The organism is Streptomyces californicus (assembly GCF_000717645.1).
GTDB lineage: Bacteria > Actinomycetota > Actinomycetes > Streptomycetales > Streptomycetaceae > Streptomyces > Streptomyces californicus.
In genome coordinates, this window is record NZ_JNZZ01000008.1 from 169,472 (window position 1) to 184,679 (window position 15,208).

The 15,208-nt window shown below is 74.3% G+C and carries 18 protein-coding genes; 9 read left to right on the forward strand and 9 right to left on the reverse strand.

Annotated features, from left to right (window positions below):
- Positions 1 to 66 precede the first annotated feature (66 nt).
- The 4 genes from IF19_RS0112720 to IF19_RS0112735 all read left to right on the forward strand — a co-directional run bounded on the left by IF19_RS0112720 (position 67) and on the right by IF19_RS0112735 (position 4,609).
- Positions 67 to 960, forward strand: coding sequence for an endonuclease/exonuclease/phosphatase family protein (locus tag IF19_RS0112720; RefSeq protein WP_418952750.1), 894 nt, complete (start codon positions 67 to 69; stop codon positions 958 to 960).
- Between the two features lie 235 nt (positions 961 to 1,195).
- Positions 1,196 to 1,981, forward strand: a complete 786-nt coding sequence (gene cseB, locus IF19_RS0112725; protein ID WP_030116007.1) for a two-component system response regulator CseB — start codon at positions 1,196 to 1,198, stop codon at positions 1,979 to 1,981.
- A gap of 15 nt (positions 1,982 to 1,996) precedes the next feature.
- Complete coding sequence (locus IF19_RS0112730; RefSeq protein WP_030116008.1) at positions 1,997 to 3,331, forward strand: sensor histidine kinase; 1,335 nt, start codon at positions 1,997 to 1,999, stop codon at positions 3,329 to 3,331.
- Positions 3,332 to 3,448: 117 nt separating this feature from the next.
- Positions 3,449 to 4,609, forward strand: a complete 1,161-nt coding sequence (locus tag IF19_RS0112735) for a D-alanyl-D-alanine carboxypeptidase family protein (protein WP_234313220.1) — start codon at positions 3,449 to 3,451, stop codon at positions 4,607 to 4,609.
- A 146-nt stretch (positions 4,610 to 4,755) separates the two neighbouring features.
- Here IF19_RS0112735 and IF19_RS0112740 read toward each other — a convergent pair whose 3' ends face one another.
- The 4 genes from IF19_RS0112740 to IF19_RS1000000138920 form a co-directional block, all read right to left on the reverse strand.
- Positions 4,756 to 5,892: an NADH:flavin oxidoreductase gene (locus IF19_RS0112740; RefSeq protein ID WP_030277676.1), complete on the reverse strand. Its 1,137-nt coding sequence runs from the start codon at positions 5,890 to 5,892 to the stop codon at positions 4,756 to 4,758.
- 444 nt (positions 5,893 to 6,336) lie between these two features.
- Entirely contained in the window at positions 6,337 to 7,455 is a 1,119-nt protein-coding gene (locus tag IF19_RS0112745) for a nucleotidyl transferase AbiEii/AbiGii toxin family protein (protein ID WP_050493887.1), read from the reverse strand.
- Entirely contained in the window at positions 7,452 to 7,841 is a 390-nt protein-coding gene (locus IF19_RS1000000138915; protein WP_418952747.1) for a hypothetical protein, read from the reverse strand. Before IF19_RS1000000138915 ends, IF19_RS0112745 begins: the two co-directional genes overlap by 4 nt.
- Positions 7,838 to 8,074, reverse strand: a complete 237-nt coding sequence (locus IF19_RS1000000138920) for a hypothetical protein (RefSeq protein WP_418952748.1) — start codon at positions 8,072 to 8,074, stop codon at positions 7,838 to 7,840. Before IF19_RS1000000138920 ends, IF19_RS1000000138915 begins: the two co-directional genes overlap by 4 nt.
- Before the next feature lie 318 nt (positions 8,075 to 8,392).
- On the opposite strand from IF19_RS1000000138920, the gene IF19_RS0112755 reads away from it, so the two are divergent.
- The 4 genes from IF19_RS0112755 (at position 8,393) to IF19_RS0112770 (ending at position 11,137) form a co-directional block, all read left to right on the forward strand.
- Positions 8,393 to 9,109 carry a DUF998 domain-containing protein gene (locus tag IF19_RS0112755; protein ID WP_078580532.1) on the forward strand — a complete coding sequence of 239 codons (717 nt, stop codon included), beginning with the start codon at positions 8,393 to 8,395 and terminating at the stop codon, positions 9,107 to 9,109.
- 174 nt (positions 9,110 to 9,283) lie between these two features.
- A complete protein-coding gene (locus IF19_RS0112760; RefSeq protein ID WP_030116014.1) occupies positions 9,284 to 9,496 on the forward strand; it encodes a DUF4287 domain-containing protein in 213 nt (70 codons plus the stop codon).
- A 283-nt stretch (positions 9,497 to 9,779) separates the two neighbouring features.
- Positions 9,780 to 10,553: a polysaccharide deacetylase family protein gene (locus IF19_RS0112765; protein WP_030116015.1), complete on the forward strand. Its 774-nt coding sequence runs from the start codon at positions 9,780 to 9,782 to the stop codon at positions 10,551 to 10,553.
- 104 nt (positions 10,554 to 10,657) lie between these two features.
- Positions 10,658 to 11,137 carry a hypothetical protein gene (locus IF19_RS0112770; protein ID WP_030116016.1) on the forward strand — a complete coding sequence of 160 codons (480 nt, stop codon included), beginning with the start codon at positions 10,658 to 10,660 and terminating at the stop codon, positions 11,135 to 11,137.
- 62 nt (positions 11,138 to 11,199) lie between these two features.
- Here the strand turns inward: IF19_RS0112770 and IF19_RS01000000134680 are convergent, their stop codons facing one another.
- Together IF19_RS01000000134680 and IF19_RS0112780 are read right to left on the reverse strand one after the other, a co-directional pair.
- The gene (locus IF19_RS01000000134680) at positions 11,200 to 11,517 is read right to left on the reverse strand and encodes a hypothetical protein (RefSeq protein WP_050493888.1); all 318 of its coding nucleotides are present in this window, start codon (positions 11,515 to 11,517) and stop codon (positions 11,200 to 11,202) included.
- 59 nt (positions 11,518 to 11,576) lie between these two features.
- Positions 11,577 to 11,993, reverse strand: a complete 417-nt coding sequence (locus tag IF19_RS0112780; RefSeq protein WP_030116018.1) for an SCO4402 family protein — start codon at positions 11,991 to 11,993, stop codon at positions 11,577 to 11,579.
- Positions 11,994 to 12,187: 194 nt separating this feature from the next.
- Here IF19_RS0112780 and IF19_RS0112785 point away from each other — a divergent pair, with 194 nt between their 5' ends.
- Entirely contained in the window at positions 12,188 to 13,060 is an 873-nt protein-coding gene (locus IF19_RS0112785; RefSeq protein ID WP_106973611.1) for a sulfurtransferase, read from the forward strand.
- A gap of 362 nt (positions 13,061 to 13,422) precedes the next feature.
- On the opposite strand, the gene IF19_RS0112790 is transcribed toward IF19_RS0112785, so the two are convergent.
- The 3 genes from IF19_RS0112790 to IF19_RS0112800 all read right to left on the reverse strand — a co-directional run bounded on the left by IF19_RS0112790 (position 13,423) and on the right by IF19_RS0112800 (position 15,133).
- Positions 13,423 to 13,734 (reverse strand): SCO5918 family protein, encoded by a 312-nt coding sequence (locus IF19_RS0112790; RefSeq protein ID WP_030116020.1) that lies wholly within the window; start codon positions 13,732 to 13,734, stop codon positions 13,423 to 13,425.
- Positions 13,735 to 13,793: 59 nt separating this feature from the next.
- Positions 13,794 to 14,177 carry a CBS domain-containing protein gene (locus IF19_RS1000000138190; protein ID WP_418952749.1) on the reverse strand — a complete coding sequence of 128 codons (384 nt, stop codon included), beginning with the start codon at positions 14,175 to 14,177 and terminating at the stop codon, positions 13,794 to 13,796.
- Positions 14,178 to 14,929: 752 nt separating this feature from the next.
- Positions 14,930 to 15,133 (reverse strand): cold-shock protein, encoded by a 204-nt coding sequence (locus tag IF19_RS0112800; protein ID WP_030116022.1) that lies wholly within the window; start codon positions 15,131 to 15,133, stop codon positions 14,930 to 14,932.
- Positions 15,134 to 15,208 lie beyond the last annotated feature (75 nt).

Consider the following 15,208-nt stretch of genomic DNA (forward strand, 5'->3'; position numbering starts at 1 on the left):
CGGGGGCAGGGAGATGAGCGGGGACGGGGGCCGGGGCGTGGGCGGGGGCCGCGCCGCGCCGACCGTCTGCTCGTCGCCGCGGCCGTGTGCTGCGCCGTACCGATGGCGCTGCAGGGGTGGATCCCGAACACGGGCGTCAACGCGGGCAGCCTCGTCCAGACGCTGCTGCCCTGGACGGGCCTCGCCGTGCCGGTCCTGCTCGTGCTCGCCGCCGTACGCCGGTCGCGGGCGGCCGCCGCGGCGGTGCTCGTACCCGCCGTCGTCTGGGGCACCCTCTTCGGGGGCGCGCTCACCGACAAGCGCTCGGCCGGCGGCGACCTGACGGTGGTCAGCCACAACGTGGGGGAGGCGAACCCCGACCCTGCCGGTACCGCGCGGGTGCTCGCCGGGGCGGACGCGGACGTGCTGGCGCTGGAGGAGCTGTCCGACACGTCGGCGCCCGTCTACGCCCGCGAACTGGCCGCCGCCTACCCGCACCACGCGGTGATCGGCGGAGTCGGCATCTGGAGCCGGCACCCGCTGGCGGACGTGCGCGCCGTCCCGATCATGCCGTGGACCCGTGCGCTGCGGGCGACGGCCAAGACCCCGGAAGGGCCGGTCGCCGTGTACGCGGTCCACCTGGCGTCGGTACGGGTCTCGGCGGCCGGGTTCACGACGGGCCGCCGCAACGACGCGGCCCGTGAGCTGGCCGCCGCGCTCCGGGCGGAGGCCGTGCCCCGGGTCGTGGTGCTGGGCGACCTCAACGGGACGTACCAGGACGACGCGCTCGCCCCGGTGACCTCGCGGCTGCGGTCCGCGCAACGGGAGGCGGGCGACGGCCTCGGCTTCACCTGGCCCGCGGTGTTTCCCGTGGCCCGCATCGATGAGGTCCTGGTGCGGGGGATGACCCCGCGCGCCGCCTGGACCCTGCCCGCGACCGGCAGCGACCACCTCCCGGTCGCGGCCGCGGTGAGCCGGTGACCGTGAGCCGGAGGCCGGGCACGTACCGCCCGAAGCCGGTGGCCTCGCTGCGGAGACCGGTGATCTCGCGGGGCCGGCCGGGCACGTCACGTCGGCGGCCGGGCACGTCACGTCGGCGGCCGGGCACGTCACGCCGGCGGCCGCGGACTTCGCACCCGAGGCCGGTGACCTCGCGCCCGAGACCCGTGGCCGGGCCGTCCGCGTCTTGCCCCACTACGATGCGAGCGACCGACCGATGACCTCGAACGCCCAGGTAGGCAGCGTGTCCGAAGCCCGGGGCCCGGCCCCCGTCAGCGTGCTCGTGGTCGAGGACGACGCCACCATCCGCCGCGCCGTCCAGCTCGCCCTGGAGCGGTACGGCTACCGGGTCGACGTCGCCGCCGACGGGCTCGACGGCCTGGAGGCGTTCCGCGCAGGCGCGTACGACCTGCTGATCCTCGACGTGATGCTGCCCGCGCTGGACGGGATCGGCCTCTGCACCCGTATCCGCGAGGAGAGTTCCGTCCCGGTCCTGATGATGTCGGCGCGCGGCGACGCCCTCGACGTGGTCGCGGGTCTGGAGGCGGGGGCCGACGACTACGTGGTCAAGCCCGTCGACACCGCCGTCATGGTCGCCCGGATCCGCGCCCTGCTGCGACGCGCCACCTTCAGCCCCGACGCCGAGGAGGCCGCGCTCCGGAGGACCGGCCCGGCGGGACGCGGCGGCCGGACGGCGGGCCGGGCCGCCCCCGACCACGTGCTGACCTTCGGCGATCTGACCGTCGACACCCGGGGCATGGAGGTCCGCCGGGCCGGGGAGACCGTGGCGCTCACCCCCACCGAGCTGCGTCTGCTGCTGGAGTTCGCCGCCGCGCCCGGAACGGTCCTCGACCGCCGCCGGCTGCTGCGCGAGGTGTGGGACTACGGCTGGGAGGGCGACACCCGGGTCGTGGACCTCTGCGTGCTCCGGCTCCGCAAGAAGATCGGCGGCGGGCGGATCGAGACCGTACGCGGCTTCGGCTACAAGCTCGTCCGCGGCTGAGCGGCCGGCCGTCCCGTGGACCTCCTCAACCCCCGCGCCCTGCGCTGGAAGATCGCCGCGCTCGCCGCCGCCGCGTGCTGCGCGGTCGCCGCCGTCGTCGGCTTCCTGGTGCACGACGCGACCCGGGAGCGCGGTCTGCGCGTCGGCACCGAGCGGGCGACGACGCGGCTGACCGCCGCCGAGCGGGAGTTCGAGCGTACGGGGGAGGCCCCGGCCGACATCGACGTACGGTCCCGGGCCGAGCTGCCCGCGCCCCTGGCCCGCGACCTCCCGCCCCGCCCGGCCGGAGGGCCGGGCGGGACGGCGTACGCCACCTGGTACGACGTCGATCCGCCCAACTGGTACTGGATGTGGGGTGCTGCGGTCGTCGGTGGCGACCGCTACCTCGTCGTCCGGGAGGACATGAGCGCCGAGGTCCGCAGCCTCCAGCTCCTGGACCGCAGCATCGTGAAGTCCGTCCTCGCCGCACTGTTGGTCGTCGTGCCGCTCGCCGCCCTCGCCACGGAACCGATCAACCGCCGTCTGCGCCACGGGGCCCGTACCGCCCGCCGCATCGCCGACGGCGACCTGGACGCCCGGATCGGGTCCGCCGGGCGGGCCCGCGACGAGATCACCGAGATGGCGTCGGCCGTCGACCACATGGCCACCGCCCTCCAGAACAAGCTGGACAACGAGCGCCGCTTCACCGCCGACGTCGCCCACGAACTGCGCACCCCGCTCATGGGCCTGGTCACCGCCGCCGGTCTGCTGCCCGAGGACGACGAGGCGGCGGGGCTCGTACGGGACCGGCTACGGGCGCTGAACGCCCTGGTCGAGGACCTGTTGGAGATCTCCCGCCTCGACGCGGGCGCCGAGCGGGCCCGGCTCGACCCGGTGCCGTTGGGCGAACTGGTCGCGGACGTCGTACGGCGTACGGACACCGACACGCGGGTCACCGTCGAGCCGGGCGATGCCGACGAGGTCCGTACCGTCCACGGGGCGTCGGCGGGTGCGCGGGGCGCCGGGGCCGTGGGCTCGGCCGGGCTGGTGGAGACCGATCCGCGCCGGGTGGAGCGGATCGTGGTGAACCTCGTCGCCAACGCCCACCGGCACGGCGCGGGCCCCGTCGAGGTGACCGTGGCCGGGACGCGGATCGCCGTACGCGACCACGGGCCGGGCTTCCCGCCCGAGTTGCTGGCGGACGGCCCGCGGCGCTTCCGTACCGGCGCGAGCGAACGGGGCCGGGGGCACGGGCTCGGGCTGACCGTCGCGCAGGGGCAGGCCGGTGTGCTCGGAGCCCGGCTGACGTTCGCGAACGCCCCGGGCGGAGGGGCGCTCGCCACCCTCGACCTGGCTCCGCCGCCGCCCTGATACGGAACCGCAACGCACTCACGCGGCGCTGGAAACGCGGCGGCACGGGTCCGGAAGAACGACTCCTCGAAGGTGACAGCGGTAACGGCACACCGCACGCACCGCCAGGAGGAGCCCATGCCCGAGCCGACGCCCACGTCCACGTCCACGCCCGAATCCAGCGCCGTGCCGACGCCCGCGCCCGCGCCTGAATCCAGCGCCGTGCCGACGCCCGCGCCCGCGCCTGAATCCAGCGCCGTGCCGACGCCCGCGCCCACCCGGGAGACCGAGACCGGAACCGTTGTGGCCGCCCCCGCCCCCGGTGGCGGCCGTCTCCGTCGGTCGGTCCTCGGCCCGTTGACCGCCGCCGTGGTGCTCGCGGCGGCTGCGGGAGGCTGGTACGCGTCCGGCGGCGGCTCCCCGGTCGGGGCGGCGGTCGACGGCACCGGGGAGGCGGTGGCGCCGGTCGCCCGGTCGCTGCGTCTGCCGTGGCCGGACGAGGGCCAGGCGAGCGTGGCGGTCGAGGGGATCGGCAGCCTCGGCACCCGGGGGGAGCAGAAGCCGGTTCCGATCGCCAGCCTCACCAAGGTCATGACGGCCTACGTGATCCTTGAGGGGCACCCGATGCGGGTCGGCGCCCCCGGCGCGGCGGTGGTCGCCGACCAGCGGGCGGCCGACGAGTCCTACTCCTCCGTCGAGACGACCGCTCCCGTGCTCGCCGGCCGGACGTACACCCAACGGCGGCTGCTGGAGCTGATGATGGTGCCGTCCGGCAACAACATCGCCCGTCTGCTGGCCCGTTGGGACGCGGGACAGGAGCAGGCGTTCGTCGCGAAGATGAACCGGGCCGCCGCCGGTCTCGGCATGCGTGCCACCACGTACACCGGAGTGAGCGGGATGGAGGCGAGCACCAGAAGCACGTCCGACGACCAACTCCGCCTGGCCCGTGCCGCGATGAAGGACCCAGTCTTCCGGCAGATCGTGGCGACCGCCTCCGTCACGGCTCCCGGGACCGGGGCCACCTTCCGCAACACGAACCGGCTGCTCGGGCACGACGGAGTGATCGGCCTCAAGACCGGCTCCTCCACCCCGGCCGGCGGCAACCTCGCCTGGGCCGCTACGCAGAGGATCGCCGGAACCACCCGCCTCGTCGTCGGGGTGGTGCTGCACCAGCGCGCCGGCACCACCCCGGCCGAAGGAAGCGCCGCCGCCCACGAGGCCGGCCGCGCCCTGATCACCACGATCCGCGCGGACCTCCCCGACGCGCTGACGCGAGCCGGTGGCAGCGGACGCCGATGACCGGCGCGGTGATCAGCTCCAGGGGCAGCGGACACCGATGACCGGCGCGGGGATCAGGCCCGGTGGCGGTGGACGCCGATGCCCGGCCGGTCGCCGGGCGGCCCGGAGCGCGGGAGCGCCCCATCGCCCGGCCGCCCGGCGCGGTGTCAGTGCAGCGTCTTCAGCATCTCCGCGGCGAACGGGGTGATGTCTCCGGTGCGCCCGTTCAGGGTCTTCGCCGCCCACGCGGGGTCGGCGATCAGCGCCCGGCCGACGGCGACCATGTCGAACTCGTCGCGCTCCATCCGGTCCAGCAGTTGCTCGATGCCGGTGACGTTCGAGTCATTGCCCTGGAAGGCGCTGAAGAAGTCGCCGTCCAGCCCGACCGAGCCCACGGTGAGGGTGGGCCGGCCGCTGATCTTCTTGACCCAGCCCGCCAGGTTCAGGTCGGAGCCCTCGAACTCCGGCAGCCAGTAGCGGCGGGTGGACGCGTGGAACACGTCGACACCGGCCTCGGCCAGCGGGGTGATCAGGTCGTCCAGCTCCTGCGGGGTCGCCGCGAGCTTCGCCTCGTACGCGTCGGCCTTCCACTGGGACATACGGAAGAAGAGGGGGAAGGCGTCGGACACGGCGGCGCGGCAGGCGGCCACGATCTCGGCCGCGAAGCGGGTGCGGGCGACCAGGTCGCCACCGTAGGCGTCGGTGCGGCGGTTGGTGCCGGACCACAGGAACTGGTCGATCAAGTAGCCGTGGGCGCCGTGCAGTTCGGCGCCGTCGAAGCCGAGGCGTTCGGCGGCGGCCGCGGCGTCGGCGAAGGCGGCGATGACGTCGTCGAGGTCCTTCTGCGTCATGGCGCGCCCCTTGGCCTCGCCGTTCAGCGCCACGCCCGAGGGGCCCACCGGCTCGGCCTCCGGGACCGGCCCGGCGCCTTCGGCGCGGGTGACGCCCACGTGCCACAGCTGGGGGATGATCGCGCCGCCCACGCGGTGCACGGAGTCCGCCACGTGCGCCCAGCCGTCGAGGGCCGCCTCGCCGTGGAAGCGCGGGACCCGGTAGCTGGTGCCCGCCGAGTCGTGGTCGACGTAGGTGCCCTCGGTGATGATCAGGCCGACGTCGGCGGCGGCCCGCCGGGTGTAGTAGTCCGCCACGTCCTGCCCGGGGACGCCGTCGGGGGAGAACTGCCGGGTCATGGGGGCCATCGCGATCCGGTTGCGGGCGGTGAGCCCCCGGACCGAGAACGGGCGGGAGAGCGCGTCGGCGGCGCGGGCCGCGGCACCCTCGGCGGGGCGGGCGGGGGCCGGCACGCCTGCCGTGGCGGTGCCTTCCGTGGTCGTGTCAGTCACGTCGCTGTCCTGTCGGTAGCCGGTTGTCCGTGGCCGGACCCCGTATCCGGCCGTCCGGGTACGGGTCCGGATCCGGGGGCCCGTGCCCGGCCGTACGTTGTCCGTGGCCGGGAGCCGGGCGTCCGTATCCGGGAGGTCCGTATCCGGAGAGTCCGTTCCGGGGGTCCGTGTCCGGGTGTCCACCGGGCCCCAACGCGTCCGGACCGCGCCTCCATCCCGGGAGCCGCCCGGGACCGGGTAAAGGGTGGGCAAAAGATGGAGGCTACCTCCGGTGCTGTTGAGGGGCCGCCCCGGCCTCACCGGAGCCGGCCGCCCACGTTCGCCTCCCCGGGCCTCACCGGAGCCGGCCCCCTGGACGGCGCGGTTCCCGCCGGGCCGGCCCCGTCACCCGCCGGGCCGGCCCCGTCACCCGGCGGGGGTGGCGAACGTGGGCGCGAGCGCCGTCCGCAGCCGCCCGGCGAACTCCGCCTCCCGGCCGGCGAACCGCGGGTACTCCCCGGCGAAGTGGTGCCACTCCACCGAGGCCAGCGCCGTGTCCAGATCCCCGCCCTCCACCCGCGTGCGCCCGTACTCCGGCCACTCGTCGCTCAGCCGGAACACCTCCTGGAACAGGGCGTCGGGGAGCGGGTGGCGTTCCGCGAGGAGGGTCGCGTCGTAGAGGTCCTTGCCCTGCGCGTACATGTCGCTGATCAGCCACATCACCTTCCAGGCCAGGGAGAGCGCCGGGGTGGCCGCGTACAGGACGCCGCCGGCCGGCAGGGTGATCCGTTCGGGCGGCTCGGGGAGCCGCTCGCCGAACACGAAGTCCAGCTGCACCCAGCCGCCCGGGGTCCCGGGGGCCTCCCAGGGCAGCATCATGCGGCGGCCCGGCACCCGTTCGTACGTCCAGATGTCCTCGCACACGGCCCCGGCGGCGCTGATCCGCACACCGTCCCCGCCCTGCGCGGCCCGCGCCTCGGCCGCCTCCGCGACTCCGGTCAGCAGACCCGAGGTCCGCTCCTCCTCCATCCGCCAGGACGCAGGGGCGACCACGAAGTCCAGGTCACCGGGCTCGCGCGCCTCCTCGCCGAACCACAGCGCCATCAGCACGCTCCCGCGCAGCACCAGCGCCTCGGCCCACGGGGACGCGGCCACGCCGTCCCGTACGGCGGCGAGCGCCGAGGCCCGCGCGGTCTGCCAGGCCCGGGTCGCGGCGGGGGAGGGGAAGACCGGGTCGGAGGCGCGGAAGGCGTTCGGGAACTGCTTGAGCGCCGGGTCGAAGACGGTGCGCTGGACGGCTTCGTCGTCCAGCACCCGGAGCATCGTCCCGGGGACGTCGAGGAAGCGGCGGCGCACGTCATTCCGGTCCCGGGCGGGCGCAGTGGTCCCGGCCTCGACGACGGGCGCGGGGGCGGCGGTCCCGGCCCCGGCTCCGGGCGCGGGCGCGGCGGGCGGGGCTCCCGTGGCGGCCGCGGGCGTGACGGGCCCGGCGGCTCCGGGCGCGGGTGCCTCCTTGGAGAACGGCGGTCGGTCTTCGGTGCTCATGCTGCTCCCAGCCATCCTTCGTCCAGCTCCGGACCGCTGTCCAGGAGCACGTACTCCCGCTCCACGTCGACGACGTCGTACGCCGCCAGCTCCGCGAGGAGCGCGTCCAGCATCAGGGCCGCGCGCCGGTCGCCCGTACGGTGGCAGCGCTGGGTGACGAAGCGCTCCTCCCGGCCGTCCGCCCGCACCCGGCGCGCGTTCCACGAGACGTGCGCCCCGTGTCGTTCGGCCACCGTGACGAGCCCGGCCCGGTCACCCCGCTCCGGGTCGAGCAGCAGCTTCACGTGATGCTCGAAGTGCCGTGCACCGTACGGGTGTCGAGCGTCCGGCACGTCGATGTCGTCCCGGGGGACCTCCACCGCCCAGGGCGCGCACTCGACCTTCACGCGGGAGACGGCGAACCCGTCCCGGCCAGGGCGTCCCCGGCCGCACGGACGGCGGCCAGCTCGTCCTCGTAGGACGGCCGGCTCCCGCGCAGCGTCAGCATCGGCTGGGAGGCGGTGCGTCCCCGCGCCAGCGCGATGTGGGTGAACTTCACGTCGGGTCTGCGGGCCGCCCAGCGCTCCAGCCTGCTCAGTTCGTCGCCCTCGCACAGCACGGTCAGATGGCTCTCGTACACCGGGACAGCATGCCGCAGCGCGCGTCGAACGGGCGCGCGTATTTACGAGGGCCGGGGCCGGGGCCGGGGCGGAGCGCGAGCAAGCGCGGGGCGCGACAGACGATGCGCGATGGGCGGCGCGGGACGCGTACGGGCGATGCGCGACAGGCGGTGCGCGGCGGGCGGGGCGCGGCGCGAGATGCGCACGCCCGGGGGACGCGCACGCCGGGTGTGATCGTTCCGTGACCTCAACCGCCCGTCCGGACCGATGACTTCGCCGCCCGATCGCGGTCATGACTGCGACACCCACGGACGTGAACCCGGACCAGGAAGGCCCTCATGAACCGGACACTCGACGACCGCCCCCGGACGCCCGACGCGCCCGCCCCCGTGCTCGGCGCCCGCCCGCCGGCCGCCCGTACCGCCTCCGCCGTCCCCCGGCCCGCCGGACGGGCGCTTCTGGCCGGAGCGGTCGTCGCCGGTCCGCTCTTCCTCGCGGCGGGGGTCGCGCAGGGCGTCACGCGGGAGGGCTTCGACTTCACGCGGCACGCGATCAGCCAGCTCGCGCTGGGGGACGCGGGCGGACTCCAGACGGTGAACTTCGTCGTCGCGGGCGTCCTGCTGCTGGCCGGGGCCGCAGGGTTGCGCACCGTGCTCCGGGGCGGGCCGGGCGCGACATGGGGGCCCGCGCTGATCGCGGTGTTCGGCGCTTCGTTCGTCGCGGCGGCGGCGTTCCCCGCCGACCCCGGGGCGGGCTTCCCGGCCGGGGCGCCCGAGGCGGTCACGATGAGCCCGCACGGCACCGTGCACATGGCTGCCGGCATGGTCGGCTACCTGGCGCTGTGCGCGGCGCTCGCCGTCCTGGTCCGCCCCCTCGCGGCCCGGGGCCACCGTACGTGGGCCCTGGCCTCCCGCCTCGTCCCGGTCGCGGTCCTCGCCGGCTTCCTGTCCTCCGCCGCTTCGGTCCCGGCCTTCACGGCAGGCGCCGGCCTCGGCCTCTGCTGGCTGGCGGCCGTGGCCGGCCGGCTGCTCGCCGACGTACGGCAGAACGCCTGACACGGGGCGTCCGGCGGCCGTTGTCAGACCCCTGGGGAAGACTCTTCCGTACGGCCGCACCCGCACATCGCGGTCCGTGGTTCACCGCGCGCCGCCCATCGCACGTCAGGTGCGCCGCGATCCGGCGCACTCCCCCCTTTCGCACATTCCACCTCGCCACAGACGGGACACCCCATGACCGACGCCGTGAAGGGCCCTGCCAGCTACTTCCCCTCCATCGAGAAGAAGTACGGCCGCCCGGTCTCCGAGTGGAAGGGCCTCATCCGCTCCTCCGACCTGACCAAGCACATGGAGCTCGTCGCCTGGCTCAAGTCCGAGCACGGCCTGGGCCACGGGCACGCCAACGCGCTGGTCGCGCACACCCTCGCCGAGGACCGGACCGCCTGAGCGGCGGCAGCCCGCCCCGGCCCGGTGGGTCCGCCGCGCCCGGCCCGGTGGGTCCGCAGCCCGCCCCTGGCCCCGGCCCGGTGGGTCCGCCGCCGCCCCGCCTCGTCAGGTCCGTCTCCGGCCCACCCCGAAGGGCCCGCCCCCTCCGTCGTGGAAGGGCGACGTTTGTCGCCGCTTGCCCGCAGAAATGTCCGCGATCGGTAACCGAGGGATCCTCCGCGGGCCCGCGGCTGTCTGGAGGGGTGCACGGCATCGGCGGGAACGGGACAAGGGGCGGGCGGACATGGCGAAGCACAAGGGACGGGCCTGGCACAGCAAGATGTTCGCCGCGGCGATCGGTGTCACGGCGCTGGCCGCGGCCGCCTCGATGTGGACCGCCCAGGCCGACACCACCGCCGGCGGGCCGCAGGGCGCGGCCTCCTCGCCGGCCGCCGCGAAGCGGCCCGTGCAGAAGGTGGCGGCCGACATCGCGCACGCCTCGGAGAGCGGGCCCGAGGGCGTCAACATCACCATCGACGACGGGCCGGACCCGGTCTGGACCCCGCAGGTGCTGCGCCTGCTGAAGGACGAGGGCGTGAAGGCCACCTTCTGCATGGTCGGCACCCAGGCGCAGGCGTACCCGGACCTGGTCAAGAAGGTCGTGGCGGACGGCCACCGGCTGTGCAACCACACCGTCTCGCACGACACCGCCATGGACACCAAGTCCGAGGCGTACCAGTCGCAGCAGATCCTCGACGCGGAGCGCATGATCGTGAAGGCGTCCGGGGGCGTCCGGTCGCAGTACTACCGGGCCCCGGGCGGCGCGTTCACCCCGTACAGCCGGCAGCTCGCCGCCTCGCACGGGATGCGTCCGCTGGGCTGGAACGTCGACACCAAGGACTTCGAGCACCCGGGCGCGGACGCGATGGTCGCCACCGTCAAGCGCGAGATCGCCAACGGGCCGACCGTCCTCTTCCACGACGCGGGCGGCGAGCGTTCCCAGACCCTGTCCGCACTGCGCGAGGTCCTGCCCTGGCTGAGGGAGCAGGGTCACACCTTCGGCTTCCCGGTGCGCTGAGACGGGCCCCCACCAGTAGAGTGCGATGCTTGTTCGATTCGCAGCGAGGTGGGGGACGACCGGTGGACACACAACTGAGAGACGTGGCACAGGGGTTGGCGCGGCTGCTGTGGCGCGAGCACACCGTGTACCGGGAGCGGTCCGGAGGCGTGGTCATCCGGGGGGAACACGTACGCCGGTGGATCAGCCTCGCCCCGTCGGGCGGCCGGGACGAGGTCCTGGTCCGCGCGGGGCGCATCCTGGACGGCGGTACGACCGCGCCCGCGCGGTCCGAGGCCGTGGTGTCCCTCTCAGCCGGTACGACCGTGCTCGCCGCGACCTGCAGGCGCCTGCTGGCCGAAGCGGCGGCCGACGCACTGGGGGCGGCGGGGGGTGAGGCGTCCGGCGGGAGCGAGCGCCCCCGGAAGACCCGTCGGAACCGGAAGGACCGGAAGGACCGTGGGCCCCACGACACCGCTCCGGCGAGGGACCGGAAGGGGCGCGCCCGCAAGGAGCGGCACACCGGGTTCAGCTCGTGGGTGATCCTCCTCAGCGTGGTGGGCCTGGTCGGCCTGTACGCCTACAGCGCCGCGCAGCACGCCTGAGCCGAGGCCTCACGCAGTCCGCCGCCCGGCCGGCGGCCGTGCGGAGGTCGGCCCGTCACCCCCTACTGCGTCGCGTCGCAGCTCTTGCAACGGCTCACGGCCGTACGGCCGGTGTTGCCCTCGGTGGCCCGGAGCGGAAGGGAGGGTGCGAGCCGGCGCCACGCCCCGGAGGACGGGGCGGGCACCCAGCCGTAGACGGGCGGCCGGATGTCGGACGGGATGATGTGCTGGCAGCCGGGGAGGTGGGCCAGGCCGCTGGAGTGGATGATGATCGAGGCCGGCGGCCAGTCGCTCCAGCCGTCGGCGGGTGCGCCGACGCGGGAGGCGGGCGGGGCGCAGTCCGCGCAGTTGTGCATCTCGTGGCGTTCGCAGTACAGCATGGGGCTCACCCTGCCGGACCGCGCGGCCCGGCCCGTCGGATTCGGGCCATTTTCGCCCCTTACGGAGAGGTGTCGCCCGCGCGGGCCTCATGCAGCGCGAGGAGTTCCGCCAGATCCTCGTCCACCATGACCCGGGCGAGCCGGCCGGCGGCCGCCACGACCTTCGGCCAGCCCGCGGCGCGCAGGTACGCCGCGTCGGTCTCCTCCGGAACCTCCGCCTCGACGGCCGCGATCGCGCGGCCGAGCTGCCGCATCAACGCGACCTCCTCCTCGGTGCGCAGGCCGATGCCGAGGTACCGCTCCGGATGGTCGGCGTCGCAGAAGTCGTCGTACAGAACGTGGAAGATGTGGTCCAGGTTCTCGAAGGTGGCCGGATCGAGCCATACGTCGTGCTGCCAGGGCGGATGGGCGAGCGCCAGCACCGCCGGTACGAGGTGCGTCCGCACGCGTGCGGTGATCAGTCCGAGGTCGTCCACCGGGGGATCCTAGGGGCGCCGGACGCACACCGCGACCGACTTCCCGCGTACGGTGCACACGTCGAGCGACACGTACAAGGCACTGCGCCACCAGGGGGATTGGCCCGTGGTGGAGCACCGGCAGACGTTCCACCGGGCCTCGGCGACGGCCCGCCGATCCCCTCGGATTCCCTCGGAGGCAGGGCATGAGCGCGATGACGCACCCCGGCGACGCAGCCGGCGAGGTGTCCGGACCCCTCATCGGGGCCGACCGGCTGGCCGCCCGGATCGGGGACGGCACGGTCCTCTTCGACGCCTCCGTCGGCGCCCACCGCGGCGGGGGCGTCCGCATCCCCGGAGCCCGGCCCTTCGACCTCGACGGGGAACTGTCCGACCACACCTCCGCCGTGCCGCACACCATGCCCGACGCGCGGCGGTTCACCGAGGCGCTGCGCGCGCTCGGCGTGCACGACACCGACACGGTGGTCGTCTACGACGCCCAGGGCGTCTACTCCAGCGCCCGCGCCTGGTGGATGCTGCGCGCGATGGGCTTCGACCGGGTCGCCGTCCTCGACGGCGGCCTGCCCGCCTGGATCGCCGCGGGCCACCCGGTCGAGCGGTCGCCCGCCGCGTACGACGGCCTGCCCGGCACCTTCACGGCCCGGCCCCGCCCGGGGCTGATCGTGGACGCGGACACGGTCGCCGCCGCCCTCGCCGACCCGGCCGCGGCCGTCCTGGACGCACGCAGCGCGGGGCGGTACGCCGGAACCGCGCCCGAGCCGCGTCCGGGGCTGCGCGGCGGCCACATGCCGGGCGCCGCCGGCCTCCCCTTCGGGGAGCTGCAACGCGACGGCGGCGCCATGCGGCCGGCCCGCGAGCTGCGTACGGCGTTCGAGGCGGCGGCCGAGGGCCGCGAGCGGCTGTACTTCAGCTGTGGCTCCGGGGTCACCGCCTGCGTTCTCGCGCTGGGGGCGACCCTGGCCGGTTACGACGACCTCGCCGTGTACGACGGCTCGTGGAGCGAGTGGGGCCTCCCCGGCGACCGGCCGGTGGTCACAGGCGACGCCCGCGTACAGAACGGCGGGTGACCCGCGCGCACAACGCGGCGGCCGGTTGCCATCTGCCGGTGTTGGCTGGTCGACGCAGCGGATGGTGGTGGCCGGCGGGCGAGGCCGTGGGCGACTACCCGGGTGACACGGCCCGCCCCTGCCGGCCCTCGGCGTCCTGTCGCCGTAATCCCTCCCTCGGGGTTCCCCTAGGAGGCGAAGGGGTCCTTGAGTGGCGCGGGGGTGTCTCCCCACGCGTACTCCAGGCCGCCGACGAGCTGGAACAGGGCATCACGGACCGCTCGTTCCTTGACATGTGCCCGGGACTTCGCCTCGCGCCCTCTTCGCTTGTTCAGGAGCGGTTCGTCTCCCCTCGGCGGGACGGTGAGCAGCCTTCCGGTCGGTCAGGCGGACGCGGGGCTGCCGAGCATCGCGGAGGCGTGCTGCAAGGGACTCAGGGCCGGTGCGGGCGCGGCGGCGCGGGGGACGCTGCGGCAGGTGAAGCCGAGCTTGTCCATCGCCCGGAGCACTTCGGCGGTGCTGAAGTCGCGGCGGTCCTGGCGAGTGACGACCTCACCGACCTGCTTGACGGGGTAAGTGCGGCGTCCGACGGTCACGGAGTCGCCGACGATCTGCTCTGGCTTGACGCCCTTCATGGAATCCAGCACGCCGCTCTTGGTGAGCTCGAAGGGGAAACGGGCGATGACACAGCGCATGATGCCTCACAGGGAGAGAGGAACAAGGGGATGGCTCTGCGGGAGACGGTTCAGCGTGCTCAGGCCAGGGCCCCCCGGGGGCCGGCCCTCTCGACCGGGGCGGAGTAGGCGTCGCGCGTGCGGTGCCCCGTGTCCTCTGGTGGAACGGCGGGCGTGGCGTATGGCCTGCGGCGGTTGAGGACGTCGCGCAACTGGAGACGGTCCGAGTAGCGGGAGCCGTCCCGGACGGCGGTGAGCTCGGCGCGGGTGACCAGGCCGATGCGCAAAGCGTCGTTGTCGCAGACCGTCAGATGCCGGGTTCTGGCGCTGACCATGACGGACAGTGCGACCTCGACGGTCATGTCGTCGTAGACCTGTGGCCCCGCCGCGTCCGCGGCGTCGAATGCCGCTGTGAGGACGAGCGTGGTGCCGTAAGGAACGTGCTGGTGCTGGACAGATGTCACAACGTGTCTCCTGGGGAGTTGGGCCGACGTCCTGATCACGTGTGGTCAGGACGGCGCGGGTGGACGGCCCCCGACCGAAAGCGAGCGTTCTGCCCGAGCCGGTCCGGCCGCGACCGAGGGCGTCCCTGCCCGCCGGGGAATCCGGCGTTGTCGCCCCCGGCTTCGGGAACGGCGTGGTGACATCTTGGGCGGGACGCGGCCGACGGGCTCCTCGGCAGGTCGAAGCTGTCGAACGACCCGACCGCGGGCAGCGCCGGGATGATCCTCTCGGGCAGGGCGGACTCTCCCCCCGCAGACGCTGGCTGTAGACCACCCGGACCGCCAGCGGACGCGGAGCGGCCAGGGGCGGCCGAACCGAAGCGGCCGCCGCGCGTCGAGCCTGCGGCGGGTTCGTGCCCGTGGCTGTCGTTGCGAGAAGCGACACGGGGGGAGCGGATGTCCGTACGTGAGGCGTTCATGCTGAACCTTCCTCAACACGCACGGAACGCATCGAGAAATACCACAGCCGCGCAGCAGCGCGCGGGATCGCAGGAACGGGCCGAGTGGAATGCAGGCACGGCATTACTGGAATCCGTGCCGCCGTGATCTGGAGCGGGTGTGGTCTGCGAGAAGAATTCGGCGCGCCGAAGGATTTATTCGCATCCGTCTGCGCACCTTGCCGACGTGTCTCGTGCTTCATCGCCGGGTGAAAGCAAGCAGTTGGGGCCCGCACCCCGAGGGATGCGGGCCCCAACTGCACAGGCGCGTCAGCGTCAGGCGGGAACGATGTTCTCGGCCGTCGGGCCCTTCTGGCCCTGAGCGATCTCGAAGGACACCTTCTGGCCCTCCTGCAGCTCGCGGAACCCCTGGGCGGCGATGTTCGAGAAGTGGGCGAACACGTCAGCGCCGCCACCGTCCTGCTCGATGAAGCCGAAGCCCTTTTCCGAGTTGAACCACTTCACGGTGCCAGTAGTCATGTCAATCTCCTTTGGGCAGTACACCGGAATTCGCACTCTACGGATCCCGTGTCGCCGCGATGATGCCCTGCCCGG

Excerpts from the sequence above, each read along its gene's own strand:
- cseB (WP_030116007.1), top strand. The coding sequence starts at position 1,196 with ATGACCTCGAACGCCCAGGTAGGCAGCGTGTCCGAAGCCCGGGGCCCG.
- IF19_RS0112735 (WP_234313220.1), top strand. The coding sequence starts at position 3,449 with ATGCCCGAGCCGACGCCCACGTCCACGTCCACGCCCGAATCCAGCGCC.
- IF19_RS0112745 (WP_050493887.1), bottom strand. The coding sequence starts at position 7,455 with ATGAGCACCGAAGACCGACCGCCGTTCTCCAAGGAGGCACCCGCGCCC.
- IF19_RS0112755 (WP_078580532.1), top strand. The coding sequence starts at position 8,393 with ATGAACCGGACACTCGACGACCGCCCCCGGACGCCCGACGCGCCCGCC.
- IF19_RS0112760 (WP_030116014.1), top strand. The coding sequence starts at position 9,284 with ATGACCGACGCCGTGAAGGGCCCTGCCAGCTACTTCCCCTCCATCGAG.
- IF19_RS0112765 (WP_030116015.1), top strand. The coding sequence starts at position 9,780 with ATGGCGAAGCACAAGGGACGGGCCTGGCACAGCAAGATGTTCGCCGCG.
- IF19_RS01000000134680 (WP_050493888.1), bottom strand. The coding sequence starts at position 11,517 with ATGCTGTACTGCGAACGCCACGAGATGCACAACTGCGCGGACTGCGCC.
- IF19_RS0112785 (WP_106973611.1), top strand. The coding sequence starts at position 12,188 with ATGACGCACCCCGGCGACGCAGCCGGCGAGGTGTCCGGACCCCTCATC.
- IF19_RS0112790 (WP_030116020.1), bottom strand. The coding sequence starts at position 13,734 with ATGCGCTGTGTCATCGCCCGTTTCCCCTTCGAGCTCACCAAGAGCGGC.
- IF19_RS0112800 (WP_030116022.1), bottom strand. The coding sequence starts at position 15,133 with ATGACTACTGGCACCGTGAAGTGGTTCAACTCGGAAAAGGGCTTCGGC.